Below are 25,081 nucleotides of genomic sequence, written 5' to 3' on the forward strand. Positions count from 1 at the left end.
AGCTGTATCTATTCTATTCCTCATCGGCCGAAGATGGAATCACACAGAGAAATTCCAGATCTCCGTTTCCCGTGTTCCTGAACTGGTGCTTTACGCCGGAGGGAACAAAAACATAGCTCCCCTTACCAGCATTAATCACGCCCTGGTCAGTAACAACGGCCGCTTCCCCGGAGATGATAAAGACTTCATGTTCCCATGGATGGCTATGGTGAGGACTATATCCTCCTTCTCCGACAGTAAACAGTCTCATCACAAAATTCGTAGCGCCCTTCTTTTTACCAATAAGGACTCGCTTTGTAACGCTCTTTACATTTTCGTTGTCGAAAAACTGAGGCTCGACATCAAGCGCTTTGCCTACCAGAATTCGTTCTGACATTTTCATAGCGCCTCCTTTTCGAATCAAACGCTTTATCGTATGAGTATTTTCTGTCTCTGTATTCGACCACAACTTTTCTGTAAGGTTCGAGTCCTACTGAATAGCTCTTCAGATCTTCATACTGGGAAATTACTTCGTGAACGAGCCTTCGCTCAAAGGCGAACATCGGTTCCATTACGATCTTGCTTCTCCTGGATATTGCGGACTTTGCCGTCCTATGTGCTATCTCTTCCACCAGTTTCTTTCTTTCAAGTCTGTAATCACCGATATCAACGGTTACGTTGACTTTGGTAGGCGCCATCCTGTTTGCGTAAATGTTTAATATGTGCTGTAAAGCGGCAACAGTTTTACCATGCTTCCCGATAAGTCTGGCAACCTCTTCACCTTCGATCCTGACTCTATACGTTCTTCCAACAAGCTTTACTTCGGAAAAGGTCTCTTCATCGAAATTCTTAAGTATACCCTTGAGGAAGTCGTGAAGCTTTCTTTCCCAGTGTTTGTCCAACAAGGAAACTTCAATTATCGACTCCCTGGATCCAAATATCCCTAGGAAGCCCTTGGAGCCTTTCTCTTTCACTGTGACTTGCATTTCATCGTCATAAGCACCAAGATCTGCTTGAGCTAGCCTGATGGCTTCTTCAACGGTCTCGGCTTTGTATTCAACTGGATTCATTTTGTTTAACACCTCCTGAGCTGGTCTAAATCTACTTCACAGGTTTTTCCTGTAAACCTAGCATCTGTCTTAAAGTCAGCCCCTTTATGCCGTTGCGCTTGTATACTACCCAGCTTATGAAGAACTGAAGGACACTCTGGGTTGTCCAGTAAAGTAGCAATCCAGATGGGAATGTGGCGAAAAGGATCGGAAAGATTACTTGCATGATTACTCCCGATCTCGCAGATCTTGCGTCCTGAGCTGTGAGCAATGAACTGAAGATTCCTACAACTACCGTGATTATTATGAACGGTATGTTCAGTACGAAGTTACCTACTGAAAGATCCTTCCAAATAAGAAAACCAGGCGTATATGCCATTACTTCGCTGAAGTATCGAATGGCATTGTATAGAAGTATCAGTACTGGCAGCTGAAGGAGTATTGGAAGACATCCGGAAGCGGGATTGTATCCCTTCTCCTTATACAGAGCCATCATTGCCTCCTGTTGCTTTCTGGGGTCCTTATACTTTTTCTTGATCTTCTCTACTTCGGGTTGAAGCATCCTCATCATTAGCATTGACTTAGTTTGAATGTGATATAAGGGGTAGAGGATGAATCGGGTAACAATTGTGAAGAGAATCAGTGCCCAACCGAAGTTTCCAGACCACTGATATAGCCAGAACAGGAAGTAAACTATTCCATGATAGATCCAGGAAAAGAAGGTAACTCCTCCAAAGTCTTGCAAGTCCTTCACAATAGCATCATAATGCTCCGGAAGAGCTTGTCTCATGTGGATCAACCTCATAGGGCCAGCAAAAGATTCAAGAATTCCCCTACCGGTTTCAGATTCGTATCTCTGGAATTTGAATGTTCCTTGCATTGCAGTAATTGCGAAGAGCGTCTTCTGACCGCTGAACTTATCATATATCAAATAGTATGAGGAGTCGGGTCCTATCGTCTGATTCTGGTAAGAAATAAAAGGCAGAGCGACCTCAATCTTCTGATTGAAATTCAGTTCAACTCTGAAATCATAGTAAGGACTGTTCAGGATAATAAACGACTTGCTACCTTGCTCATAGTTGAAGCTAACTATTACATTGCCTTCTTCATCTTTGTCGTATGAAAAGGAGGTAGGCAGAAGCTCGGTACCCTCTACGTCAAAAACGTTGAATCCATCTTTTCCAAGGCTTTCATTGTACACATAAAACTCAACCGTCTTATTATCGGCATAACTTGTTACTCCTAATACCAAGCCATTTTTGGTGTCCAGAGTTACCTTTAGAGTTTTACCTGAAACTATGAGCGTACTGGTACCTTCCTGAGTGGTAAGTTCCTTGCCCGATACCGAGAGCGTGAATAATGTCACGAAGATCAAAGTCAGAATTATCGCTCTTTTCATTTTTCGTGCCTCCTCAATAGCGTGAAATGATCTGGTACTTCGTCGAACCCCCCTGGATTGAAGGGATTGCATCTGATTATTCTCCAGATGCCTAGAATTAGCCCTTTCAGAGCTCCAAATCTTTCTATTGCCTCATATGTGTATGTTGAACAAGTGGGAGAAAACCTGCATCTTGGGCGGGTTCTAGGGGAGATCTTTTTTCTGTAGAAATCTATCAGAAACAGTAGTATCTTTTTCATCGGACGTTTCTCCAATTTTCTCAGCGATTCGTTTAATGATCTGTACAATATCAAAATATCCAACTTTTCTCTTCTTAAACAGGTCGGATAGATCCTTTCTTGCAATGAAAAGTATATCATACCCTTTGGGAAAGACTTGTTTATTAGTTCGGTAAACCTCTTTAACCAATCTTCTGAGGCGGTTTCTCAGGTGAGCCTTTCCAAATTTCCGTCTTATAGATATCCCTATACGAGAAAAAGGCAGACCATTCTTAACATACAATACAACAAAAAAAGGGTCAACAATTGATTTTCCCTTTTTGAAGACTCTGTCGAAGTCTGCCTTTCGTCTTAGCCTTTCGGTTTTACTAAGGGACTGATCTCTGAGGTTCACACAGAAAGTCTCTTTCTTCCCTTTCTTCTTCTACTTGCCAGCACTCTTCGGCCTCCGACTGTGCGGGATCGCACAAGAAAGCCGTGTGTTCTGTTTCTTTTGACTCTTGATGGTTGGTATGTTCTTTTCATGATTAATAACCTCCAGTAAATGCATCACAGTGAACATTATACGGAGTGCAACCTTCACTGTCAAGGCGATAAAAGGATGTGAAATTAACTACAAGCGTTCCCGAAAGAATTTCTTATGCAGCTGCTGATGAATAGTATAATGGATTGAGGGACTGGATAGATGAAAGTTACCTTTTTTGCTGTTGATGGAGGGAGATATGCTGCTTTCGCTGGCAGGGAAAGACTTTCTGACTTTTAAGGATTTCTATGTTGAGTTCTCAGGCGGTATGAATGCCATAACCGGTGAATCGGGGGCTGGAAAGACTGTCTTCCTTAAGGCCCTATGGGCGGTGTTGGGCTTTCCCCCGCTATGGGATAATGACGGCTCGGGCAGTGTTGAAGGTAACTTTGCGGTTGATGGTTCATTGCTTTCTAAACTGGCAGACATGGGAGTAGAGATCAATGGTGATCAGCTTCTTGTAAGTGTAAGCTTCACAGGACAGCGAACCATATACAGGATGAATGGAAAAATGGTACCCAAACAGATTGTTCAGTCAGCTTTTCGTGACAGAGTCGAGATTCATTCTCAGCATAGTAGTATAAGCCTGTTGGACGAATCCAAACACCATATAATTCTGGATCACGCGCTTGGAGGAGACACAATCCTTACCCGTTATTCAGAGCTGTATGCAGAGTACATCAAAGTAAGACGCGAACTGGATTCCTTTATTGTAGATCCTTCTCAGATTGAAAGGGAAAAGGACTTTCTGGAGTTCCAGATCAGGGAGATTGAACAGGCAGATCTTCAACCTCATGAAGACGAAGCCATTGAAATGAAATATACGAGATACAGAAACGCCCAGATGCTACTTGAGACATTTCAAGAACTCACTGATCTTCTTAAGGATGGCGAACTATCAATTTATAATTCTCTCAATGACGCGCGAGCAACTGTCGAAAAAATAAGGAACTTTGGTTACAAGGACTGGCTGGATAACCTTCAGATTGCTCTAGAAGAACTCGATTCGCTTTACACTAAGATTGAGGAAGAGAGAAGCACTCTTGAGATCGATGATGAGGAATTCAATGCAATTGAAAGTCGTATTACCATTATCCAGGGTCTGAAGAGGAAATACGGAGACTCTGTTGAAAAGATACTTGTGAGACTAGAGGAGTTCAAGAAAGAGCTAGGAACTCTTAAGGAGCTGGAAGGTAGAAAGGAACGCTTGAAGAAGAACGAAGAAGAGCTTCTCTCGTCTTTGAAGGAAACGGGAAGAATCCTTGATCAGAAAAGGTTGGTTAGAGCAAAAGAGATCGAGGAGCAGATCAGGGTACACCTTGAGGACCTCAGAATGAAGGGAGCGGAGTTGAGGTTTCATCTAGAGCCTGAATTAATGCCCAGAAGCTACGGGACATCCAAAGTCACGATGGTTGTTAAGACAAATCCCGGTATGGATTTAATGGAGATTGGTAGTGTTGCGTCGGGAGGTGAGCTTTCCAGGTTCTTATTGGCTCTTGAATCCGCCTTAAAGAATCAGCTCGATCTCAAAACAATAGTCTTTGATGAAGTAGACTCTGGAGTTGGTCAACGACTTGGAACAGTAGTGTCAGGGAAATTAGAGGAAATCTCAAGGGAGATTCAGACTATTGTAATAACTCATCTTCCGCAAATCGCATTGAGTTCAGATCGGCATTTTGTTGTTAGAAAGCAGCAAGTCTATAACGAAACGATTTCCATTATCGAGGAGCTTCATGGCAGCTCCAAGGAACGGGAAATCGAAGAAATGAGTGGTCAAATTCCAGATTAGGAGTATGGGTAATGGAAAGAGAAGAATTGATAAACAGGATTGTCGAAGAAAAAGGAGTGGAGGCCGCTCCAGTGCTTCTCAGTCTGCTGGTTAGCGAAGACAGCGAGACAGCCCAAATATGTTTTGATGCTTTAATTCAAATGGGTAAGGACGTGGTTCCTTTTCTTATCGAAAAGATGAGATCAGAGGATATCGACCCCGTATCAAGACTTTATCTAGCAGATTTGGCAGGGGAGATCGGTGATATAAGAGCCGTGACACATCTTTACGAGCTTCTGAGTAAGTACAGTGATGAAAGATCACAGATAGTAATCTACGAAGCTCTTGCTCGATTGGGGGAAGGCGAGAAAGTGGTAGATGTTTTGGCCCTGATGCTTGAGGAAAACTATGACGCTGAACTGCAAGATCAACTAATCATGGCACTGAGCAACACCGATTCTTCGGTTGCCGTTAAGGCTCTCGCAGGATTTTATGGAAACAAGTTGGCCGATAAATCTGCAAAAGCCTTTGCGCTGGAGGGGATCCATTCGATACTTGCCAGAAGACATGAACTGAAAAACTATCTCCTGAGCCTTCATAATGGTAAGGAAATTGCTGAAAGGCTTTATCAATGGCAGAAAGAAATCTAACTGATTACTTTAATTCACTCTATTTGGCTGGAGCGGATGTAAGGCTCGAAGAGCCGCTTGAATGGCACACGACAATAAGGATTGGTGGTCCAGCCAGAGTATTCGTTTCACCGTATTCTGTAGAGTCTCTGAGCGAGATCCTATCCTTGTTGAAGCGGGAAAAACTTCCGTACAAAGTCATCGGAGGCGGTTCAAATGTGATCTGCCCTGATAAATATGAGGGTGTTGTTGTTTCGACTAGGAATCTGAATTTACTCAGAAGCGATGGGGACAAGGTTTTTGTTCAGGCGGGAACGAGTATCAACTCTCTCATCTGGCATTGTTTGGCAGAAGGGTTAACGGGCATTGAGTTCTTGACGGGACTCCCAGGTTCAGTTGGTGGTGCCGTATTGATGAACGCAGGAGCCTTTGGGGGGGAAATCGGCGATCGGGTGACTAGAGTCTCTTATCTTGACGGGAGGGGTAAAGTAATAGATGTTGACTCCAGGAACGCCGGGTTTTCGTATAGAAACAGCATATTCAAATCAGCAGATGGAATCGTTGTCGGTGCTGAATTCTTGCTGAAGAGGGGTGAAAGATCCGAGATCGAAAGTAAGATGAAAGAAATCCTTGCAAAGAGAATTCAGAAGCAACCACTGGAATACCCTAGTGCCGGCAGTGTCTTCGTGAGACCTAAATCGGATTTCTACGTTGGTTCAACTATAGAACGCTTGGGATTGAAGTCCTTAAGAGTGGGAGGAGCTGAAGTTTCGGAAAAACATGCAGGATTCATTGTGAATAGAGGAGGCGCCTGTCAGAAGGACATTCTGACTCTGGTAGAGATAATTAGAAAGAAAGTTGAAGGGGCCACAGGCGTTATTCTCAATACCGAGATAGAAATTTGGAAGGAGGTTGAATAATGGTTGATGTAAGAATCGAGGAACCTGAAGATAATTTTACCGGGAACGGAGGACCAAAGAAAAGCTTTTTCTGGTCCGGCCTCTTTGTATTGCTGGTTATTGTCGCAATCGTTGCCGTGTATTTCTTGAGCGGCTTCTTTCTGGTTGGTCCCGATCAAGTGGGGCTGATAAAGCGGTTCGGCAAATTTACGAACAGCGTAGGGCCAGGACTTGGGTATCACCTGCCCTTTCCCATTGAAAGTGTAGTCGTTATCGACACTTCGAATTTGAGAAAACAGGAGATTGGGTTCAGGACGATCAGAACTGGGACCTATCAGACCTATGCAAACGAGTCCCTAATGCTTACCGGAGATGGAAATATCGTCTCGGTCGAGCTGGTTGTACAGTACTACGTGGGTGATCCTGCGAAGTTGGCTTTCACTATTGTTGACGACGGAGATATCGTAAGATTCACGACCGAATCGGTTCTCAGGGAGGAAGTTGCTTCGAGCACCATTGACTCGATATTGACAACAGAGAGGGACACTATTTCTATAAGGACTGCGGAGAGGGTTCAGGAAGAACTTGATAGACTTGATACAGGAATTATTGTGAAAAATGTTTTCCTTCAGGAGGTCGCTCCGCCGCAGCAGGTTATCACAGCCTTCGACGATGTGAATAGTGCCAAGCAGGACAAGGAAAAGCTAATCTACGAGGCTGAGAAATACACTAACGACATTATTCCAAAGGCCGAAGGAGAAGCTGCCCAGATAATTAAGGACGCCGAAGGCTATGCCCAGGAGAGAATCCTAAATGCCGAAGGAGAGGCCGAAAGATTCCTCGAAATTCTCGAGGAATATGAAAAGGCTCCAGACGTAACAAGAACGAGAATGTATCTTGAGACCCTTAACAAGATTCTTTCTGAAGCAAGCAAGACAGTTGTGCTCGATCAGAGCAGTGTTCTGAAACTCCTTGATCTTGAAGGGAGCGTGAGGTGATGAAATACAAAGTCATAATTTCCGTTGCGATCATCGTGGTAATTGCGATCATACTTCTGCCGAGTTTCTTCTTCATCATCGATGAAACTGAACAGGCCGTTGTTTTGAGATTTGGCGAGATTCAGAAATCCATCACCGAGGCCGGCCTTTATACTAAGACACCTTTCATCGACAACGTGAGAAAATTTGACAAACGTATACAGATATACGACGTAGATGCCGAAAGGATATATTCGAAGGACAAGAAGACGATTCTGGCCGATACTTTTGCTTTATGGAGAATAGTAGATCCGAGGAAATTCATAGAGACAATGAAATCAGAACTTACTGCTCTTACACGAATTGATGATGTAGTGTACTCTCACGTGCGAAACACATTTGGAAAACTCGATTACGACGAGATCATTTCCGGAAATAGAACGGATGTCCTTGATGAAATTACCGCTCTCGCTGCAAATGATATGAAGGACTTTGGAATTCAAATAATATCTGTTCGCGTTAAGAGAGCCGATTTGCCTGACGAAAATAGGAACGCCGTCTTCGAGAGAATGAAGTCGGAGAGAATACAGGAGGCTTCGCTGATAAGGGCCGAAGGGAATAGAGAGGCACAGAAGTTGAGAGCCGAGGCGGATAAAGAGGCGCAGATTACGATCGCCAAAGCCCAGAAGGAAGCAGACATAATAATCGGAACAGGAGATGCTCGAGCGCTTTCAATCTATGCCGAAGCCTTCAACAGAGACCCCGATTTCTATGAATTCATGAAGAGACTCGAAGTCTACGAGAGCACTCTAGAGGATGCGAACTACATTTTGGGTCCTGCCATGGATTTCATTGACAAACTATCCAAAGGAGAATAATGAGCTGTAAGAAGTCTCTTCTTGAACCTGGACACTTTGAAATCAATGTCAGAAGATCCAGGTTCGTAGGTGACGGCGCAAGATGCGAATGTGAAGAAGAAGCAAAGTCCTTTATCAAGTCGCTCTCTCAAAGGTATGCGAACGCCGACCATTGTTGCTGGGCATACCGGATTTCCCTTCAGGGAAGGGAAATCGCTAATTACTCAGATGCGGGAGAACCTCATGGATCTGCCGGTAAGCCTATTCTCGGAGCTATCGAAAGTCTTGAACTTACGGACGTTGTCGTGGTAGTTACCAGGTATTTTGGCGGAACAAAACTAGGAGTGAGAGGTTTGATTGATGCCTACGGAGAGACTGCTGCAGGAGCGCTCAGGGCCGGGAAACTGGCCCTGTACTGCCCTGGGCTAGAGTTGGTTGTAGAAATGACTTATAGTCAGTGGAACGATTTTATCAGGCTCTTCGGTGAAGATAAAGACTATTCGGTCCGAAAAGTCGACTATTCAGAAAGGGTTTTTGCATCACTTGCTGTTCAGGAAAAGAACATAGAAAGAATTATGGGGTTTCTTGAAGACAGAAGAATCTTTCACAAATCGGGGGAAGAACTGAGCTTTGTCAGCCCGGTCGAGTGATTCTGCTGCATGTATTCCTGCAAGTAATAGTCCATTATCTTCCTGGATATCTGTGATGCCAGTCCGGACCCATAGCCTCCTTCATGAACGAAGACGGTTACCACTATTTCGGGCTCCTCAAGTGGCATGAAGCCGGTAAACCAGGAATGGGTAGGTTTTGAGCCTCCCTGTTCCGCTGTACCAGTTTTGCCGGCTGCCGTTCCTTCGAAATTCCTGAAGGCCGAATAGGCGGTTCCCGCCTCGGCAGCTCCACCCCCCTTGCTTATGACATTTCTCAAAGCCTCTGTAAGCAAGTTCCAGTCACTTTCACCAAGCTCAATTACTGCCCTGTCACTCACTCTCTCTGTACCAATATAGGGAAGTATTTCGCGGCCTTTAGTAGCAATTTCACCGGTCATCTTTGCCAGCTGCAAGGGAGTGATGCTTAGATAACCCTGGCCTATTGAAATCTGAATAGTATCCCCGGGAAACCAGTTTTCTTCGAGTTTTTCTTGTTTCCATGAGGGACAAGGCATTAGACCTGTTGATTCCTCAGGTAGATCTATGTTTGTTGGCTCGAAAACCTCCCATATTTCGGCATAATTGCTGATCGTGTCAATTCCCAACTCAAGCCCCAGCTGATAGAAGTATACGTTACATGAAACGGTTATGGCCTTAGACAGATCTGTCATGCCATGGCCGTAAAGATTCCAGTCTCTGTAAACCCCTTGAACTATGCCCTGACTGTCTTTGTACTGGAAACTTCCTCGACAATCTATTTGTTCAGTTGCATCCTTTCCTTCTGCCAAAGCTACCATTGCAATGAACGGCTTAATCACAGATCCTGGCGTAAAAGGAGTTAACGCTCTATTGACAAGCGGTCTGGAGGGATCGAGATTCAATCTTTCCCAATCTCTATTGGAGATTCCCTTTGTGAAAGACATGTTTTCAAAGCCGGGGACCGATACCAGGGCAAGGATCTCTCCGCTTGTTGTCATCACTACTGCTGCGCCGCTCTTGCCGGTTTCGTTGATTAATTCATAAATGTATTTTGACATTTGAGAGTCTATGGTTATAGTAAGGTCTTTTCCCCCTACAGGCGGCCTTTCACCTTCAAGACTTATCTGGCGTCCTAGCGCATCGACTCTTATTAACTGCTCCCCTGGAGTTCCTCTCAACAAGTCATTGTACTGCTTTTCTATTCCCATTACCGGTTCTCCGTCAGCTTTTATGTATCCCACAACGTGCGCAACACCGGGATTGTTTTGATAGTATCTGATAACTCTTTCAGAAACTTCCAGCTCCGGGAAGTCGTTGAGCCTTTCTGCGAGAGCCGCTGGAAGACTCGCCTCAACACTTCCAAACATTTCAAGGTTTTTTATAAGTGTTTCTGCTTTCTGTTTGTCGTCGAAGGCATCAATTATCATTCTCTTCAGGTCATCAGGGAGAAACACCACCCTCTTTTCAATATTGTAGTAGGGTGCATCCCACGCAAGCGGAATTCCATTTCGATCCAAAATCATACCTCTTTGAGGAAGCAAAGAGATCGATCGATGGCTAATGCTTTCTACTTGTGCCGCGTATTTATCAGAGCTCACAATTTGGTAATCGTACAATTTATAAATGAAGAGTCCCACTGTTAGAATGAAAAGTACGAAGAAGAGGTCGAATCTCTTAATCTTCAACGCTCAACCTCCTCAATATGAGAAATGTTGCGAAGAACGAAAAGAGTACACCGAAGCCGGTACCGGCAAAACAGACTCCTGTGATTCCTATTGCCGCCGCAACGAGAGCACCAAAACTTGGTGTTCGATAACGGTCCTGAAAAGCAACTGCAGAAATAACAAGTATTATTGCAAGGGCGATTACCATACCGATTCCGGAAAGTGCAATTCCAACTATCCATGAAAGCAGTAATGCAAGTGAAAGCGCAAATGCGACGTTTCTCGTCGGTAGAAATACCAGGAGCGTTAGATATATGGGATATAAAGGGATCAAGTCTCCGAATCCGAGATCAAAGAATAGAGCCGGTACTATCAGAAGCAGCCAAATCATTCCTGCAACTCCAGAAAGAGAAAGTAGTCACCAAATACGTTCGGATTCTTTACCAGGTAATCGCTTCCATGGCGACCTGCGATTTCGCCTATTAGATCGAGCTTCATTGCTTTGTAGTATCCGTACCCTGGAACCGTCGAAGCAATTCTGACTGAATCACCCGCCTCTAGATAATACGGATCAAATGTTGAGAAATACAGTTTTCCCGCGTCTGAATAGACCACGCCTTCAATAACTGTCTCCTCTCTGTGAACAGCGGCCGAAATTCTAGTTCCCGGAGATGTGAGCGGAGAAACAAGTAAGTAGCGTTCATTCGAGCTCTTAACCACACCATAGATGGTCGATGAAAAGAACGAAGCAACGGGAGTTCCTGGCAAAGCCGGTCTGTTTGTGGTCATAACGGCTGTATTGTTTCTTTCAAAACTGAAAAACGCAACTCTCATTGGAATTGGAAACTCAAACTTGTCACTGAATGAATCGGCGTATCTATTCAGATCTCTTATTACACGATCTATGCTTCTTGTTTGAAAGAGCGCCCTGAAAAAGTTCTCGATATCCACTCTCAGATTTATAAGGGGTAATGCCATATCATCAAAAAACTCACTCGCTCTTCTGTTGGTACCCGTCACTTCTAGAATCGATGACAGGACAAGAAAGATCATTAAGATTACAACCGCCACTTCAGCAAACTTCACTAGAGAAGTCTCCTCTATCTCAAGTTGCCTTTTTCAATTCTTTCAAGTATGGAGACTCTCTCCAGAACCTGACCAGCTCCTCTCGCCACACAAGTCAAGGGATCATCGGCTATGACAACCATGATTCCAGTTTCTCTTTGAATCAGTTCCTGCATTCCGTTTAAGAGGGAACCTCCGCCCGCAATAACAATACCGCTCTGCACGATATCGGAAATGAGTTCGGGAGGTGTGTTTTCCACAGTGAGTTTGACTGCCTCAACAATTCTAGAAACCGGTTCTGCAATCGCCTCTCGAATCTCTGAACCGGAGATGGAAATCTTACGCGGGAGACCTGAATTCAAGTCTAGACCAACAATTTCCGCATAGGAACCGTCGGCTTCTTCTGTTTCGACCACATTTCCAATTTCCATTTTGACACGTTCCGCTGTTTTCTCGCCAATCATCAGTCTGTACTTTTCTTTGATGTACTGAACGATATAATCGTCCATTTCGTCTCCGCCAACTCTTATAGATTGGCTCAAGACAATGCTGCCGAGGGAAATCACCGCAATTTCAGTTGTTCCTCCGCCGATATCAACTATCATATTCCCCGTAGGTTCTTCCACATTCAGGCCGGCGCCGATTGAACTAGCCATTGGTTCTTCAATTAGGAAGACCTTCTTTGCTCCAGCTTCTATTGCGGCATCCACAATTGCCTTTCTCTCCACTTCGGTCGCCCCGGAAGGAACGCCAATCACAATTCTTGGTTTAACAAAAGTTCGTCTGCCAATAGCTCTTCCCATAAAATACTTCAGCATCGCGAGGGCAATGTCGTAATCTGCAATTACACCATCTTTCAAGGGGCGAGTAGCAACTATACTGGCGGGCGTTTTACCCACCATTCTTTTTGCTTCCAGGCCAACTTGAAGGATCTTTCCTGAATTCACATCGATTGCAACAACCGAGGGTTCATTAGTTACTACTCCTTGGCCTTTTACATAGACCAGAGTGTTGGCAGTTCCCAAATCTATACCCATGTCTTGCCTTAAGAACATTCGAAGGCCTCCTGTCGGGAAAGTCTTTATTCTCAATTCTACCATCAGGATGAGGCCGAATGACGAAGCGTTTGAAATTCCACGTCATTGTTCAATAACCTTCTGGAGAAGGTATTATACAAGTTTGACTATGCCTTAATCAAAGTGATAGAATCCATGTGGCCTCGCCAACGACAAAGTAAGGGCCTATTTTTCACTATTCTAGAGCTAGATGAACTATTTTTTGATGAAGTTCGATGAGATGATTGTGATGAAAACACGGAGGTGAAGACATGGAAGATAGAGAGTTAAGAACGTTGAACCATCTCATGTACATGGAATACTACACAGGAGGAAATGCAGGACTCTTCATGAAGATGAAGCAGCTCGTGTATTCATTCCAGAGTCCTTTTCAGAGAATAGATATTTTCGAACACCCTGAGTTTGGAATGGTTCTTGTGCTAGATGGGATAACAATGTTTACTGAAGCCGATGAATTTATGTATCATGAAATGTTGGTCCATGTTCCACTTTTTACACATCCGAACCCAAAACGGGTTTTGATAATTGGTGGTGGCGACGGTGGTAGCTTGAGAGAGGTCCTAAAACACCCCTCTGTCGAGGAAGCGATTCTATGTGAAGTAGATCCATATGTAATCGATGCGGCGAAGCTCCATCTGAAGGAAATGTCGGTGGAACTAGACAATCCTAAGGCATCTATTTTTAATGAAAATGGAGCGGACTTTGTGAGGAAGAACAAGGACTATTTTGATGTAATAATTGTGGACTCTACTGACCCAACGGCAGGCGAAGGAGGGCATCTCTTTACCAAGGAGTTCTATTCAAATTGCTACAAAGCTCTAAGAAAGGACGGAATATTCTGTGCGGAAACTGAAGACCCTTTCTATGATAAGGGGTGGGTTGCGATTGCTTATAACAGGATTTCCTCCGTATTTCCCATTTCAAAGATGTACACTGGTTTCATGACGACTTATCCCTCTGGTATGTGGACTTATACAATTGGATCTAAAGAACTGGATCCACTCGAGGATTACGATGAAGAAAGGGTTCTTGATTTTGGAGCGCCCCTTAGATACTATAATACTGAAATACACAGGGCCTCGTTTGCTCTTCCTACGTTCCTTAAAGAGCTGACCGGTCAGTTTTGATACATGGCTGCGAAGTTTTACATTTGATGTATTGTGAATAGGATTTCTATAGTTGAGAGAATGACCTACAGCATTTTGCTGGAGTTGTTCTCCCTTCTTTTGTTGAATTTAACCCGGTTTACCCGTGCCGTGATAGAATCATCCTTGATCGGCAGGAGGGAGTATTAATGTATAAGAGAGATCGTATTAGGAACATATCTATAATTGCTCACATTGATCACGGGAAGACGACTCTCGTCGACAGATTCTTAGATATCACCGATACTGTGGACAGAAGAAACAAAAAGGATCAGTTCATGGATTCCATGGATATTGAGAGAGAAAGGGGAATTACCATAAAGTCTAAGCCCTTGAAGCTGAATTACCTTGCTGATGATGGGATTACATACGAGATCAACATTATTGATACACCTGGTCATGTTGACTTCAACTATGAGGTTTCCAGGAGCTTGGCTGCCTGTGAGGGAGCGATTTTGCTTGTTGACGCTTCTCAGGGTGTTGAAGCTCAAACGGTTGGCAACACATATCTAGCAATCGAGAATGATCTTGAGTTGATACCTGTACTGAACAAGATAGATATTCCAAATGCAAATATCGAGGAAACACTTGCGGAAATAGTCGATTTGATAGGCTATTCTCCTGAAGACTGCCTTCAGGCGAGTGCAAAGACTGGTCAGGGGGTTAAGGAGATTCTGGAAGCAGTTGTCAAGAGAGTCTCACCCCCGTCGGGAATGCTAGAAGCACCATTGAAGGCATTGATTTTCGATGCGATTTACGATAAGTATAGAGGCGTAGTTATTCACGTAAGAATCTTTGAAGGAAGTGTAAAAGCGGGAGACAGAATTCAGATGATGGCTTCCGGTGAAATCTTTGAAGTAGTCGAAGTGGGATACTTTCTTCCTCAGATGGAAATCACCGATTCTCTGGATGCAGGTGAGGTTGGTTATATCATTGCCGTAATAAAAGACGTATCGAGTGCCAAGATAGGAGATACCGTTACTTCTGCCAATAATCCTACTGATACTGCTCTTCCCGGTTACAAAGAGGCGAAACCTATGGTCTACGCTGGGATGTTTCCGGGAATGCCCGAGTACTACGACGAACTGAGAAAGGCGCTGGATAAGTTCAAACTGAACGATGCCTCGCTCGTTTTTGAACCGGAGAACTCTCCCGCTTTGGGCTTTGGCTTCAGGGTGGGGTTCCTCGGTCTACTTCATATGGATGTAGTTAGAGAGAGGCTCGAAAGAGAATTCGAAATAGCCTGTATTCTTACCGCCCCTAATGTTGTTTATCGGGTCACTTTACAGAACGGTGAAGTTGCAGAAATAACAAATCCCGCGAGCTTTCCAGAGCCCGGTGAGTTCCTGAGAGTTGAAGAACCGTTTGTCGACCTATCTATAATCACGCCTTCGGAATATATGGGCAACCTAATAGGGTTCATAACTTCCGAAAAGAGAGGCGACTTCAAAGCAGTGGAAAACGCTGGAAAGAATCGGGTTGTTCTGCGTTTTGAGGCTCCGTTGTCGGAGATAATGTTTGACTTCTTCGATAGGATGAAGGCAATTTCGAGAGGTTACGCATCAATGGATTATGAAATTCTCGGCTATCGTGAGTCGGATTTGGTGAAAGTGACAATCCTTGTCAATAAGGAGACTGTAGATTCGCTTTCATTCATAGTTCATGTAGACAAGGAATATCCTGTAGCAAAAAAGGTAGTGGACAAGTTGAGCGAACTAATACCGCAGCATCAATTTCAGATTCCGATACAGGCGAAATCAAGAGGTAGGATAATTGCTAGAAGCGATATAAAGGCATTACGAAAAGATGTTTTGGCCAAATGCTATGGAGGAGATGTTACAAGGAAGATGAAGCTCCTTGAGAAGCAGAAAGAAGGAAAGAAGAGAATGAGAGAAATCGGTCAGGTAACCATTCCACAGAATGCCTTCCTGGCGATTCTGAGAATCGGTGACGAAGAGTGACGAGGTGAGAACATTGATAAGACTTGGGGCACATATGTCCATTTCTAAAGGGTTCGATAAAGTTCCCGGGGACACTGTAGGAATCGGCGGAAACACTTTTCAGATCTTTCCTCACAGTCCAAGGATGTGGAAGGCCTCTCCTCCTAAGAGTGAAATGTCAGCAAGCTTCATATCTGAAATGAAAGACAAATCTCTAGATCCTTTCAATTGTATGGTTCATTCAGGTTATCTCGTGAACATTGCTTCTCCTAATGACGAGGTATGGGAGAAGTCTGTGAATCTTCTCTCTCTAGAGATGAAAATCACAGCTGCTTTGGGTTTGAAGTATTTGAATTTTCATCCCGGAAGTCACCTGGGCGAAGGTCTTAGTGAAGGACTAGAAAGGATTCTTAAAGGAATGGAAATCGTTCTAGGTGAGAATCAGGACAACGATGTGATGCTTCTTCTGGAAAACGTTTCTGCAAAAGGCAATCACATTGGCAGCAGTTTTGAGGAGCTTGCAGCGATAATTGACGGTTCTGTTCAGCCTGAAAGGATTGGGATAACATACGATACCTGTCACGGGTTTGACTCGGGTTTCGACATAAGGGACTTAGAGGGAACCTTGAAGCTTATTGACAAAATCGATTCGACGGTGGGCTACGAAAAGCTGAAGATGATGCATCTCAACGACAGTAAATATCCGCTCGGAGCTGGCAAGGACCGTCATGAAATGATTGGCAAGGGTTACATAGGTATGAATGGCGGATTCAAGGAGTTTCTTTCAAACGAAAAGATACAGGAAATCCCGTGGCTTCTGGAGACGCCTGGAGACGATGCAGATCATGCTTTAGAAATTAAGTATGTGAGGGAGCTAATTGGATAGCGGAGGAAAGCAATCGATGAAGAAGTATGTTGTGGTAACAGGAGGCGTAATCAGTGGAATTGGTAAGGGGATCCTTTCCGCCTCAATTGCTAGAGTTATGAAGGAGTGCGGAGTAGAGGTGAATACTCTGAAGATAGACCCGTATTTGAACCTCGATGCAGGTACAATGAACCCAAACCAGCATGGTGAGGTTTTCGTTACCGAAGACGGTTATGAAGCGGATCTTGATCTCGGCCACTATGAGAGATTTCTTGGCAAGAACATGAGAAGAGAGAACAACATGACGGCGGGGCAGGTCTTCAAGTCAATAATCGACAAAGAGAGGAAAGGTGACTTTTTAGGAGCCACCGTTCAGATGGTTCCGCATGTAACTGATGAGATCAAGTCTAGAATCAGAAAAGTGCCGGGTGATCTCATAATGATAGAAATTGGAGGTACTGTTGGCGACATTGAAGGAGAGATATTCCTCGAAGCGGTACGCGAACTGTGGGTCGAGGAGGGGCCGGAGAACTTCCTCTTCATACATGTAACCTATGTTCCCTATTTGCGTGTCACGAACGAGTTTAAGACGAAACCAACACAGCAGTCAGTTCAACTCCTAAGAAGAATTGGAATTCAGCCTCAAATGATTGTTGTTAGATCAGAGCTTCCAATTGAAGAAAACGAACTCGGAAAGATTGCCCTTTTTGGCGGAGTAGAAAGGCAGATGGTTTACAACCTACCCGATTCAGAAAACGTGTATGATGTTCCCAGAATTGTTTACTCCCATGGGATTCACAGAAAGATCGCATCCTGGCTAAACATTGAAATCGAAGAACGGTTCGAATGGAACTATCCCAAGTCGTTTGCTCCAACCAGGGTAGTAATAGTAGGCAAGTACCTTGGGACAGACGATGCTTACAAGAGCATTTCTGAAAGCATTACTCTCTGCGGAGCAAGCAAGCCGGAAGTCATTGATTCACAGTGCTTTGAGGATATGACGGAAGCACAGATAAAGGCCGAGCTTCGCAAATACGACGGAATAATCATACCCGGCGGTTTTGGCAAACGAGGTATTGAAGGAAAGATTGCCGTGATAAAGGCGGCCAGAGAAGAGGACATCCCGATTCTCGGTATTTGTTTGGGAATGCAGCTTATGGTTATCGAGTTCGCAAGGAATATTTGCAAGTTAGAGAATGCCAACTCGACGGAGTTCGATCCTTCTACTCCATATCCAGTCATCGATCTAATGGAAGAGCAGAAAGCAATATTGAAACTTGGCGGTACGATGAGACTTGGCGCTCAGGAGACTCCAATAGAAGAAGGTACAACTCTTTACGAGGCGTATAACGAGCGTCTAGTCTATGAAAGACACAGGCATAGATATGAGGTCAACCTCGAGCGTTTTCCCGATCTTTTCAGGACGCCAGAAGAAACGGATGAAAGTAAACTGAGAATATCCTCTAGAGCGACATTCGTTGAGGCGATAGAACTTCCTGAAAAGAGATTCTTCGTCGGTATTCAATATCATCCTGAATTCAGGTCGAAGGTGGGTAGGCCCAATCCGATATTTGAACTCTTCCTGACGAGAGTAAGAGAGAAGAGAAGGATTCAACAGTGACATTCGAAAACGGGAGAGTACTAGATCTTTCGGAACCGCAAATTATGGGAATACTCAACATTACCCCCGACTCCTTTTTTCCGGGAAGCAGATTCATTGACATACCGGTTGCTCTGGATAAAGCTCTCGAAATGCTTGAAAATGGTGCAGCAATAATAGACATAGGTGGAGAATCCTCAAGACCGGGAGCTGAAAAGGTAGAGTCAAAAGAGGAAATCGCAAGGGTTCTACCTTTAATAAGGCAGCTGCGAAGCAAAAGACCTGATGCAGTCATCTCAGTAGACACTTATAACAGTGAGACTGCGAGTGCTGCACTTTCTGAAGGGGCTGACATGATCAACGATATCACCGGGCTCAGGTCGATGAAGATGATAAAGGCAGTCTCTGAAAACCATGCAGCTGTTGTTATTATGCACATGAGAGGCGATCCTTCTACCATGAGTCGAATGACAGATTACCGAGACGTAGTTGGAGAAGTTTCATCCTGGCTACTTGAAAGGGCCAGGCGGGCAATTGATTTCGGAGTAGATCCTGACAGGATAATACTTGATCCCGGTATAGGTTTCGCCAAGTCCGCTGAACAAAGTATTGAGATTCTGAAAAATATAGAGAAGTTTAAGAAGATGGGTTTCCCTATTCTTGTAGGGCATTCCAGAAAAAGCTTCATATCGAAGATTACTGGAACACCGGTTGAAGAGAGATTGGAAGAGACTATTAGCATTTCAACATACTTATACCTTAAAAAGGTAAACATAATTCGCGTTCATGATGTACAGGAGCACGGTCGAATCTTTGGTATACTTAAGACATTGAACCCATGCGGAGAGTATTGGGGGGAGTGATTTGCCCTATAGTAGACGCTCAAAGAAATACTGGAAGGAAACCTGGAAGGCGTATCTTTTTCTGCTGCCTTCGATCATAATTCTGGGAGTGTTTGTCTTCTGGCCAATCGGTTTCTCGCTTGTTCTCAGTTTCTTTAAATGGGACTACACATCGACTACTCGTTATTTCATAGGTTTTGACAATTACAAGGAGCTCTTCAGGCTAACCTATCCCGTTTCCCTAAGTTTTGTGAACTCGCTAATGAACACTGTTGTTTATGTTGTTATCGTCCTTGTAGTAGTTCAACTCATCTACTATCTTCTTGGACTTATGAGTAAGTATGATAAGACAGACAAGAGTCATTCGTTTTTATATGTCATTTTCATTGTTTTGCTTTCCGGATATGTTCTTTTGCGTAATACCAGTATTGGTCTCACAACTATCGGGCTGTTTGCAGGATTGGGCTTGATGGGTTTTGGACTCTATGTACTTCTTCGCAGGAAGAGTAGCATTCAGAGCAGAAGGATGAAATCGAGCCAGTGGTCAACCCTTATCCTGTTTATTGTCGTCTATTACGTTTTTGCCTACCAAATCCTCACTCAGAGCGCTGACTTTGTTCAGTATTTCACTCTGGCAAAAGAAAGCTCGGACTTTCTTAAGTCTATCTACAATACGGTCTATTATGTTCTGCTGTCAGTTCCAACTCAGATAGGCCTGGCTCTGATTATTGCTATGCTTTTAAACAAGAACATAAAGCTGAGATCCCTTTTCAGGACTGCTTATTTCATCCCTTTTGTTACATCTGTTGTTGCCGTTTCACTTGTGTGGCAGTGGATGTTCAACGACCAGTTTGGATTGCTCAACTACATTCTTTCAATCTTCAACCTGCCGAGAATTGCCTGGCTAAAAGATGAAGTTTGGACAATTCCAACGATAGCTATAGTCTCTGTATGGCAGCATGTTGGATACACTACCGTGATCTTTCTTGCCGGTCTTCAGAATATCGATAGGTCCTATTACGAGGCCGCCGATGTTGATGGCGCAAGCGGGTGGCAGAAATTCAAGTTCATTACCTGGCCGCTCCTCTCGGGCACCACTTTCTTCATAATGATAATCACGATGATAGGTTCGTTCAAGGTATTCTCTCAGATCTTTATTCTTTACCAGGGGCTACCTGGGCCGGTCAATAAAAGCGGATTGACCCTTGTATACTACGTATTTGATGCATTCTACAATCAGCAGAGAATGGGAGTAGCGAGCGCGGCAGCATATGTGCTCTTTATGATTATTCTGGTCTTGACAATGGTGCAGCTAAATGTGGGTAAGAAGCGCGTTCACTACGAAGGTTGAGGTGTTCAGATGACTACATCGTCGACTAAGATTATCTCGAAAATTCTACTCTACGTAGTAATTGTCGGTGGAGCCTTTCTGATGCTGATTCCATTTGCCTGGATGGTTGCGACCTCCTTCAAGGCGCCCAGTGAAGTTTCGAGTTGGCCCCCTGTATGGACGACAAAGAACGCAGCAAGTTCCTTCACGTTCAAGACACAAATCAAGCAGAAGAGCGCAAGTGCTTCGGTAGATCTCTCGGCTTTGAGTCTCAGCGAATTCAGAAACTTCGCCGCCCTTATGGAGGAGTCTGCAAGTTTTGATACAGTGACCGTTAATCTTGACGATGACCCGATTAGAAGAGGCGAAATCGAGATCCAGCTCTTGGAGACAAACGGTTCTCCTGCCGACTATTCGACGGAGGTTGATCGGCAGAGATTCGAATCTCTAGTTGAACGGTATCATACACTTGCTACCAGTTTCCCGGACTCAGTTTCGAGAGATTTGAAAGATCTTCCTGTAGATGACGTTGGCCGTTTTTTGGACAGCTTCTTTAACGTGGCTGTGTATGGAGATAATGGTTTTGTTAGGCGAGTTGTTCTCGTAACGTCGCTCAAAACGGAGTATTCGAAAGCAATCGAAAGACTGGCGCAAAGCGTTGAAACTACAATGAAAGAGTTGCCAATAGATACTGATGAAAGCAAAGCGATCAAAAAGAGAATCCGGGAAGAGTCGGCCAGACTTTTCGAAAACCCGGTAGTTGAGCTTACGCGTTCAATAGAGAATCTCGAGCCTTATAGAACTGGGAGTACTGGGGTCACCGATTTGACCGAACTGGAGAAAGTGGTTGAAGATTTGAGAGACAGCATTAATACTATCAGGAATGTTGCTTCTGAAGTGGTCACGCTTTCTCAAGAAATCTCTGCTGGAGATTCCAGAGTCTCTCTTTCGGTGAGGCAGCTCGAAAGATCTCTTGAAGCCGCACCTTCTGGACTGATTCAGTGGATGGACTTGTTGAATCTGTATTCCGACTTGAGAATTTTCTACGACGAATCACAGAATGAGAGTCTTTCAAGCGCTTCAATAGTGGGAAAGATACGGACCGATTCTGAAGTGCACTCCTTGCTGTCCGACTTTGTGAATCGGTGGGATATTGATGAGGAAATGAGAACCCACTTGCTTACCAAGGTTAATCCGTCTAATGTACGGAACGCAGTTGCAATCCTCCTGAACTATCTTGATAGCAATTTTAAGGAGAGTCTTTCAAAATACTTCTCGGATGTGCAGACACCACTCGAAGCAATCAATGATGCCATGAATTTCCTGAGAACTTCGCTTCTGGTTGCTTCTGATCCAGTCCTCGATGAGAAAGTCAATAGCGCGATGGATGAAGAGACACCTTATTCGAGTCTCATCACACTGATTAAGGAAGTGGCCTCAGAGGCAGGTCAGACGATTGGAGTCGGGGGCGTTGTAGCGAGCCTGGATAGGCAGGCAAACATCAGTGGCCACGAACCGTTTGCAGAATTGATAAGACGAAGATGGAGAGAGACCGACTTAATAGGTACTTTCTCCAGAGTCCATTCCGATATATTCAGCGAACTTGATCTCTCAAGTAAACCCGATGAAGTTGAAAGAGTTTACTACAGGGGTATCATTTCCCCGTCCGGTGCGAAATCTTTCGACATAAAGCTGAAAGGAATTCCTGCGGTCTGGCTCAAAGACGACCAATGCGCCGGCAAGGCGAATTTTACTCTGGGAGAGACTATTAGCAACTTCTTTCAAAATTATGTCACAGCATGGAACGCTGCCCCTTTCGGCAGGTATTACTTCAACACTGTGTTCGTAGCTACCGTGACAACATTTGTTGAGATAATCTTTGCAGCTATGGCGGCCTTTGCATTTGCAAAGATGGAGTTCTTCGGGAAAAATCTCTTGTTCACTCTCTTCCTGGCGACAATGATGGTCCCCGGAGAAGTACTCCTTGTGCCCAACTACATCACGCTTACTGCCCTTGGTTGGATTGACTCGTATTACGCCCTAATTGTTCCGTGGGTAGTTTCCGTTTTTGCCATATTCTTGTTGAGACAACATTTCATGACTATCCCGAACGAACTATACGATGCGGCTATGATTGACGGCCTTTCTAAGTGGCGCTTTCTATGGACAATTCTAGTTCCGCTTTCTAAACCCGCTGTCATAACCGCTGCGCTTCTGAAATTCGTCGGTAGTTGGAATTCCTTCCTTTGGGTCCTTATAGTTACGAAGAGTCCCGAGATCAGGACTTTACCGGTTGGACTTCAGAATTTCAGTTCTGCAACGGGAAGTGATTACCATCTACTGATGGCGGCCGCTACATTTTCCATAATTCCGGTCGTAATTCTCTTTCTGATTACCCAGAAGTACTTCATTGCCGGAATTGCCAGGAGTGGTCTCAAATAAAAAGCAAGAAGAATAGGGCGAGATTTCCGCTTGGATTGTTCATCTTTCTGGCGCTGCTTTTTTCGCTCCTGTTAATCAACAACTATAACGCAATAGCACGTTACAAGCAGGCTCAGAGAAAACTCGAGAACCTCCAGAGGGAGTATGATGCTCTCGAGAAAGAAATCGAAATCAAGGAATCTGAACTGGAGCTCTTAAGGCAACTGGCTCCGGGAATGCCGCAAAATGACACTGGAGGAAATAGATGAGATTCGTAGTAACAACCTCTCATAAGCCTACTAGAGAAGAAGTCGTGAATGCCAGAACTCTGGCAGAGGAACTGGGAGTGAAGTATGTTTCGAGAGGCCGACTTAGGGAATTTGAGAAAGAGAGTCCCGTTGATTTCTATTACGTGTTTGATAAGAATGGTCAGCTTTCCATAAAGGCTGGACAATCTGTTTTCTTCTTTCACCCGGGAATGTCGAAGGTCAGATACAAGAACATCAAGCTTCAAAATTCTGACTACCTGATAAACAGCATGGAGCTTTCAGGGGAAGAAGTAGTCCTAGACACTACTTTTGGACTGGGAAACGAGGCGCTTCTCATTGCACACTTCTTGCCTCGGGGCAAAGTTGTTGGCCTTGAAGCGTCCGAACACATATTCAGAGTAGTCGCCCATGGCCTTCGAAACTACCCTTACACTGATGAATGGATAAGAGAGGCATCAACAAGAATCGAACTTCATAATATTAATCTGCGGGAGTTCGTAAAGTCTTGTGCAGACAACTCTTACGATATTGTTTACTGTGACCCTATGTTTGACAGACCCCAGTTGAGTTCCCATTCAATCAATCCGCTAAGACCCTTTGCCGTATATGAGAGAATAATAAGGCCTGATGTGGATGAAATGATACGGGTTGCTTCGAAGAGATTCATAATTAAGAGCAGAACGAGAGACACGCTTTTCGAGGAGCTTGGTCTTCACTTCGATAGACTCTGGGGAAGTAAGAAAAGTGGAGTATTATATGGGGTGATTGAAAAGAAATGATCCCTTTAGTATTAGGTCCAACTGCCGTAGGGAAGACTTCACTTCTGCTGGAAATCGCTGGAAGACTTCCAATAGAAGTGATTTCCGTGGATTCTCGTCAGATTTATCGCTTCATGGATATTGGTACTGCAAAACCAACACGTACAGAACTATCTCTGCTTAAGCATTGGCTGATAGACATTCGAAATCCCGATGAGAGTTTCGACGTGATGGAATTCAGGAAGCTCTCTCTCGAATTCATCGCGGAGATTAAATCAAGGGGTAAAATCCCTGTTTTGGCCGGTGGGACGGGCCTGTATGCTGACGCCCTGATCAGAGGATTGGCGGATGTTCCGGCGAGAGATGAAAATATTCGTGAAGCCCTGCTACAAATCGAATCACAAAAAAAGGGGTTCTTAAGAGAGCTGCTCCGGAAAGTCGATCCCAAAGCCTTTGAAACGATACACGAAAATGATTTGAAACGTACTGTCAGATATCTTGAGGTTTTTCTCAGAACAGGGAAACCGTTAACTGAATTCCATAAAGAGAGCGAGATGTCGGGAGAGTTTGGTATAGTGATTTTACAGAGAGAAAGGGACGAGCTGCACAGAAGAATCGAGGCACGTGTCCACAGGATGATTGACTCTGGTCTTGCAGAAGAGACGGAGAGGCTTCTCGAGATGGGTTATGCTCCGGAACTCAACGCACTGAAGACAATAGGTTACGCTGAGATGGTACAATATATAAAGTGTGGAGTATCCCTTACGGATACCAGTGAGCGGATTATCGTAAACTCTAGAAGATACGCTCGTCGTCAGATTATTTGGTTCAGAAGATACAGAGAAGCTTTGAGAATTGACCTGTCCACTCTCGGAAATGAGGCGGCTCAGGTTCTTGAAAATACGATTCTCTCAGTTTGGGGGGGTAAGAATGGCTGAAAAGTTCAATTTGCAGGATCGTTTCTTGAATCTTTTAAGGGTTAACCGGATCGAAGTCAAGATCTATCTCGAAGGTGGGTTCCAGACGAAGGGGATGGTCAAGTCTTTCGACAATTTCACTGTGCTGCTTGAAGATGGTCAGGAACAGACTCTTGTTTACAAGCATGCTATCAAGATGATGGTTCCTCAGAAGTATGTGAAGTTAACGAATACTTCGGGCAAGAAGGAGGACTGAAGAGAG

At 44.3% G+C, this 25,081-nt stretch carries 27 protein-coding genes; 17 read left to right on the forward strand and 10 right to left on the reverse strand.

The genetic code is table 11. The annotated features are described in order from the left end of the window. Window positions 1–13: 13 nt before the first annotated feature. From V513_RS06490 to rpmH, 6 genes are read right to left on the reverse strand one after another with little or no spacing between them, the layout of a single operon-like run. Window positions 14–376, reverse strand: coding sequence for a cupin domain-containing protein (locus tag V513_RS06490; RefSeq protein WP_099772083.1), 363 nt, complete (start codon window positions 374–376; stop codon window positions 14–16). After that, window positions 342–1,049, reverse strand: a complete 708-nt coding sequence (gene jag / locus V513_RS06495) for an RNA-binding cell elongation regulator Jag/EloR (protein WP_014730563.1) — start codon at window positions 1,047–1,049, stop codon at window positions 342–344. Before jag ends, V513_RS06490 begins: the two co-directional genes overlap by 35 nt. Before the next feature lie 31 nt (window positions 1,050–1,080). Beyond that, complete coding sequence (yidC, locus tag V513_RS06500; protein ID WP_099772084.1) at window positions 1,081–2,427, reverse strand: YidC/Oxa1 family membrane protein insertase; 1,347 nt, start codon at window positions 2,425–2,427, stop codon at window positions 1,081–1,083. Then, on the reverse strand, window positions 2,424–2,666 hold the full coding sequence (yidD, locus tag V513_RS06505; RefSeq protein WP_099772085.1) for a membrane protein insertion efficiency factor YidD: 243 nt from the start codon (window positions 2,664–2,666) through the stop codon (window positions 2,424–2,426). Before yidD ends, yidC begins: the two co-directional genes overlap by 4 nt. Beyond that, window positions 2,611–3,039 carry a ribonuclease P protein component gene (gene rnpA, locus V513_RS06510; RefSeq protein WP_099772086.1) on the reverse strand — a complete coding sequence of 143 codons (429 nt, stop codon included), beginning with the start codon at window positions 3,037–3,039 and terminating at the stop codon, window positions 2,611–2,613. Before rnpA ends, yidD begins: the two co-directional genes overlap by 56 nt. Further along, the gene (rpmH, locus tag V513_RS06515; RefSeq protein WP_014730567.1) at window positions 3,036–3,170 is read right to left on the reverse strand and encodes a 50S ribosomal protein L34; all 135 of its coding nucleotides are present in this window, start codon (window positions 3,168–3,170) and stop codon (window positions 3,036–3,038) included. The genes rnpA and rpmH overlap by 4 nt, the downstream gene beginning before the upstream one ends. 197 nt (window positions 3,171–3,367) lie before the next feature. Here rpmH and V513_RS06520 point away from each other — a divergent pair, with 197 nt between their 5' ends. The 6 genes from V513_RS06520 to V513_RS06545 are packed head-to-tail and all read left to right on the forward strand — an operon-like array spanning window position 3,368 to window position 8,948. Further along, window positions 3,368–4,957, forward strand: a complete 1,590-nt coding sequence (locus V513_RS06520; protein WP_099772087.1) for a DNA repair protein RecN — start codon at window positions 3,368–3,370, stop codon at window positions 4,955–4,957. An 11-nt stretch (window positions 4,958–4,968) separates the two neighbouring features. After that, window positions 4,969–5,586 carry a HEAT repeat domain-containing protein gene (locus V513_RS06525; protein ID WP_014730569.1) on the forward strand — a complete coding sequence of 206 codons (618 nt, stop codon included), beginning with the start codon at window positions 4,969–4,971 and terminating at the stop codon, window positions 5,584–5,586. Further along, window positions 5,568–6,485 (forward strand): UDP-N-acetylmuramate dehydrogenase, encoded by a 918-nt coding sequence (gene murB, locus V513_RS06530; protein WP_014730570.1) that lies wholly within the window; start codon window positions 5,568–5,570, stop codon window positions 6,483–6,485. The genes V513_RS06525 and murB overlap by 19 nt, the downstream gene beginning before the upstream one ends. Beyond that, window positions 6,485–7,462: an FtsH protease activity modulator HflK gene (gene hflK / locus V513_RS06535; protein ID WP_014730571.1), complete on the forward strand. Its 978-nt coding sequence runs from the start codon at window positions 6,485–6,487 to the stop codon at window positions 7,460–7,462. The genes murB and hflK overlap by 1 nt, the downstream gene beginning before the upstream one ends. Continuing rightward, window positions 7,462–8,319, forward strand: a complete 858-nt coding sequence (gene hflC / locus V513_RS06540) for a protease modulator HflC (RefSeq protein ID WP_099772088.1) — start codon at window positions 7,462–7,464, stop codon at window positions 8,317–8,319. Before hflK ends, hflC begins: the two co-directional genes overlap by 1 nt. Continuing rightward, window positions 8,319–8,948 carry an IMPACT family protein gene (locus V513_RS06545; RefSeq protein WP_099772089.1) on the forward strand — a complete coding sequence of 210 codons (630 nt, stop codon included), beginning with the start codon at window positions 8,319–8,321 and terminating at the stop codon, window positions 8,946–8,948. Before hflC ends, V513_RS06545 begins: the two co-directional genes overlap by 1 nt. Here the strand turns inward: V513_RS06545 and V513_RS06550 are convergent. From V513_RS06550 to V513_RS06565, 4 genes are read right to left on the reverse strand one after another with little or no spacing between them, the layout of a single operon-like run. Next, on the reverse strand, window positions 8,903–10,612 hold the full coding sequence (locus tag V513_RS06550) for a penicillin-binding transpeptidase domain-containing protein (protein ID WP_099772090.1): 1,710 nt from the start codon (window positions 10,610–10,612) through the stop codon (window positions 8,903–8,905). The genes V513_RS06545 and V513_RS06550 overlap by 46 nt on opposite strands. After that, a complete protein-coding gene (locus V513_RS06555; protein ID WP_099772091.1) occupies window positions 10,602–10,982 on the reverse strand; it encodes a hypothetical protein in 381 nt (126 codons plus the stop codon). Before V513_RS06555 ends, V513_RS06550 begins: the two co-directional genes overlap by 11 nt. Beyond that, complete coding sequence (locus tag V513_RS06560) at window positions 10,979–11,677, reverse strand: hypothetical protein (RefSeq protein WP_099772092.1); 699 nt, start codon at window positions 11,675–11,677, stop codon at window positions 10,979–10,981. Before V513_RS06560 ends, V513_RS06555 begins: the two co-directional genes overlap by 4 nt. Window positions 11,678–11,691: 14 nt before the next feature. Further along, window positions 11,692–12,711 (reverse strand): rod shape-determining protein, encoded by a 1,020-nt coding sequence (locus V513_RS06565; RefSeq protein ID WP_006492509.1) that lies wholly within the window; start codon window positions 12,709–12,711, stop codon window positions 11,692–11,694. Window positions 12,712–12,983: 272 nt separating this feature from the next. Here V513_RS06565 and speE point away from each other — a divergent pair, with 272 nt between their 5' ends. The 11 genes from speE (at window position 12,984) to hfq (ending at window position 25,075) form a co-directional block, all read left to right on the forward strand. Then, a complete protein-coding gene (speE, locus tag V513_RS06570; RefSeq protein ID WP_006492510.1) occupies window positions 12,984–13,859 on the forward strand; it encodes a polyamine aminopropyltransferase in 876 nt (291 codons plus the stop codon). A gap of 167 nt (window positions 13,860–14,026) precedes the next feature. Then, window positions 14,027–15,838 carry a translation elongation factor 4 gene (gene lepA / locus V513_RS06575; RefSeq protein ID WP_099772093.1) on the forward strand — a complete coding sequence of 604 codons (1,812 nt, stop codon included), beginning with the start codon at window positions 14,027–14,029 and terminating at the stop codon, window positions 15,836–15,838. A gap of 13 nt (window positions 15,839–15,851) precedes the next feature. Continuing rightward, window positions 15,852–16,703, forward strand: a complete 852-nt coding sequence (locus V513_RS06580; protein WP_180274838.1) for a deoxyribonuclease IV — start codon at window positions 15,852–15,854, stop codon at window positions 16,701–16,703. A gap of 16 nt (window positions 16,704–16,719) precedes the next feature. Continuing rightward, window positions 16,720–18,303 (forward strand): CTP synthase, encoded by a 1,584-nt coding sequence (locus tag V513_RS06585; protein WP_099772292.1) that lies wholly within the window; start codon window positions 16,720–16,722, stop codon window positions 18,301–18,303. After that, the gene (folP, locus tag V513_RS06590; protein ID WP_099772094.1) at window positions 18,300–19,145 is read left to right on the forward strand and encodes a dihydropteroate synthase; all 846 of its coding nucleotides are present in this window, start codon (window positions 18,300–18,302) and stop codon (window positions 19,143–19,145) included. Before V513_RS06585 ends, folP begins: the two co-directional genes overlap by 4 nt. A 1-nt stretch (window position 19,146) precedes the next feature. Then, window positions 19,147–20,475, forward strand: coding sequence for a carbohydrate ABC transporter permease (locus V513_RS06595; RefSeq protein ID WP_099772095.1), 1,329 nt, complete (start codon window positions 19,147–19,149; stop codon window positions 20,473–20,475). Between the two features lie 9 nt (window positions 20,476–20,484). Next, window positions 20,485–22,896, forward strand: a complete 2,412-nt coding sequence (locus V513_RS06600; RefSeq protein WP_099772096.1) for a carbohydrate ABC transporter permease — start codon at window positions 20,485–20,487, stop codon at window positions 22,894–22,896. A gap of 35 nt (window positions 22,897–22,931) precedes the next feature. Beyond that, window positions 22,932–23,144: a hypothetical protein gene (locus tag V513_RS06605; protein ID WP_041928075.1), complete on the forward strand. Its 213-nt coding sequence runs from the start codon at window positions 22,932–22,934 to the stop codon at window positions 23,142–23,144. Continuing rightward, the gene (locus tag V513_RS06610) at window positions 23,141–23,923 is read left to right on the forward strand and encodes a class I SAM-dependent methyltransferase (RefSeq protein WP_099772097.1); all 783 of its coding nucleotides are present in this window, start codon (window positions 23,141–23,143) and stop codon (window positions 23,921–23,923) included. The genes V513_RS06605 and V513_RS06610 overlap by 4 nt, the downstream gene beginning before the upstream one ends. Further along, window positions 23,920–24,840: a tRNA (adenosine(37)-N6)-dimethylallyltransferase MiaA gene (miaA, locus tag V513_RS06615; RefSeq protein ID WP_014730580.1), complete on the forward strand. Its 921-nt coding sequence runs from the start codon at window positions 23,920–23,922 to the stop codon at window positions 24,838–24,840. Before V513_RS06610 ends, miaA begins: the two co-directional genes overlap by 4 nt. Continuing rightward, the gene (gene hfq, locus V513_RS06620) at window positions 24,833–25,075 is read left to right on the forward strand and encodes an RNA chaperone Hfq (protein WP_006492522.1); all 243 of its coding nucleotides are present in this window, start codon (window positions 24,833–24,835) and stop codon (window positions 25,073–25,075) included. Before miaA ends, hfq begins: the two co-directional genes overlap by 8 nt. The last annotated feature ends 6 nt before the right edge of the window (window positions 25,076–25,081 follow it).

Source organism: Mesotoga sp. H07.pep.5.3 (assembly GCF_002752615.1).
Taxonomy (GTDB): domain Bacteria; phylum Thermotogota; class Thermotogae; order Petrotogales; family Kosmotogaceae; genus Mesotoga; species Mesotoga prima.

Coding starts and splice junctions, on each gene's coding strand:
- V513_RS06490 (WP_099772083.1), bottom strand. CDS start 376: ATGTCAGAACGAATTCTGGTAGGCAAAGCGCTTGATGTCGAGCCTCAG.
- jag (WP_014730563.1), bottom strand. CDS start 1,049: ATGAATCCAGTTGAATACAAAGCCGAGACCGTTGAAGAAGCCATCAGG.
- yidC (WP_099772084.1), bottom strand. CDS start 2,427: ATGAAAAGAGCGATAATTCTGACTTTGATCTTCGTGACATTATTCACG.
- yidD (WP_099772085.1), bottom strand. CDS start 2,666: ATGAAAAAGATACTACTGTTTCTGATAGATTTCTACAGAAAAAAGATC.
- rpmH (WP_014730567.1), bottom strand. CDS start 3,170: ATGAAAAGAACATACCAACCATCAAGAGTCAAAAGAAACAGAACACAC.
- V513_RS06520 (WP_099772087.1), top strand. CDS start 3,368: ATGCTGCTTTCGCTGGCAGGGAAAGACTTTCTGACTTTTAAGGATTTC.
- V513_RS06525 (WP_014730569.1), top strand. CDS start 4,969: ATGGAAAGAGAAGAATTGATAAACAGGATTGTCGAAGAAAAAGGAGTG.
- murB (WP_014730570.1), top strand. CDS start 5,568: ATGGCAGAAAGAAATCTAACTGATTACTTTAATTCACTCTATTTGGCT.
- hflK (WP_014730571.1), top strand. CDS start 6,485: ATGGTTGATGTAAGAATCGAGGAACCTGAAGATAATTTTACCGGGAAC.
- hflC (WP_099772088.1), top strand. CDS start 7,462: ATGAAATACAAAGTCATAATTTCCGTTGCGATCATCGTGGTAATTGCG.
- V513_RS06545 (WP_099772089.1), top strand. CDS start 8,319: ATGAGCTGTAAGAAGTCTCTTCTTGAACCTGGACACTTTGAAATCAAT.
- V513_RS06555 (WP_099772091.1), bottom strand. CDS start 10,982: ATGATTTGGCTGCTTCTGATAGTACCGGCTCTATTCTTTGATCTCGGA.
- V513_RS06565 (WP_006492509.1), bottom strand. CDS start 12,711: ATGTTCTTAAGGCAAGACATGGGTATAGATTTGGGAACTGCCAACACT.
- speE (WP_006492510.1), top strand. CDS start 12,984: ATGGAAGATAGAGAGTTAAGAACGTTGAACCATCTCATGTACATGGAA.
- lepA (WP_099772093.1), top strand. CDS start 14,027: ATGTATAAGAGAGATCGTATTAGGAACATATCTATAATTGCTCACATT.
- V513_RS06585 (WP_099772292.1), top strand. CDS start 16,720: ATGAAGAAGTATGTTGTGGTAACAGGAGGCGTAATCAGTGGAATTGGT.
- V513_RS06600 (WP_099772096.1), top strand. CDS start 20,485: ATGACTACATCGTCGACTAAGATTATCTCGAAAATTCTACTCTACGTA.
- V513_RS06610 (WP_099772097.1), top strand. CDS start 23,141: ATGAGATTCGTAGTAACAACCTCTCATAAGCCTACTAGAGAAGAAGTC.
- miaA (WP_014730580.1), top strand. CDS start 23,920: ATGATCCCTTTAGTATTAGGTCCAACTGCCGTAGGGAAGACTTCACTT.
- hfq (WP_006492522.1), top strand. CDS start 24,833: ATGGCTGAAAAGTTCAATTTGCAGGATCGTTTCTTGAATCTTTTAAGG.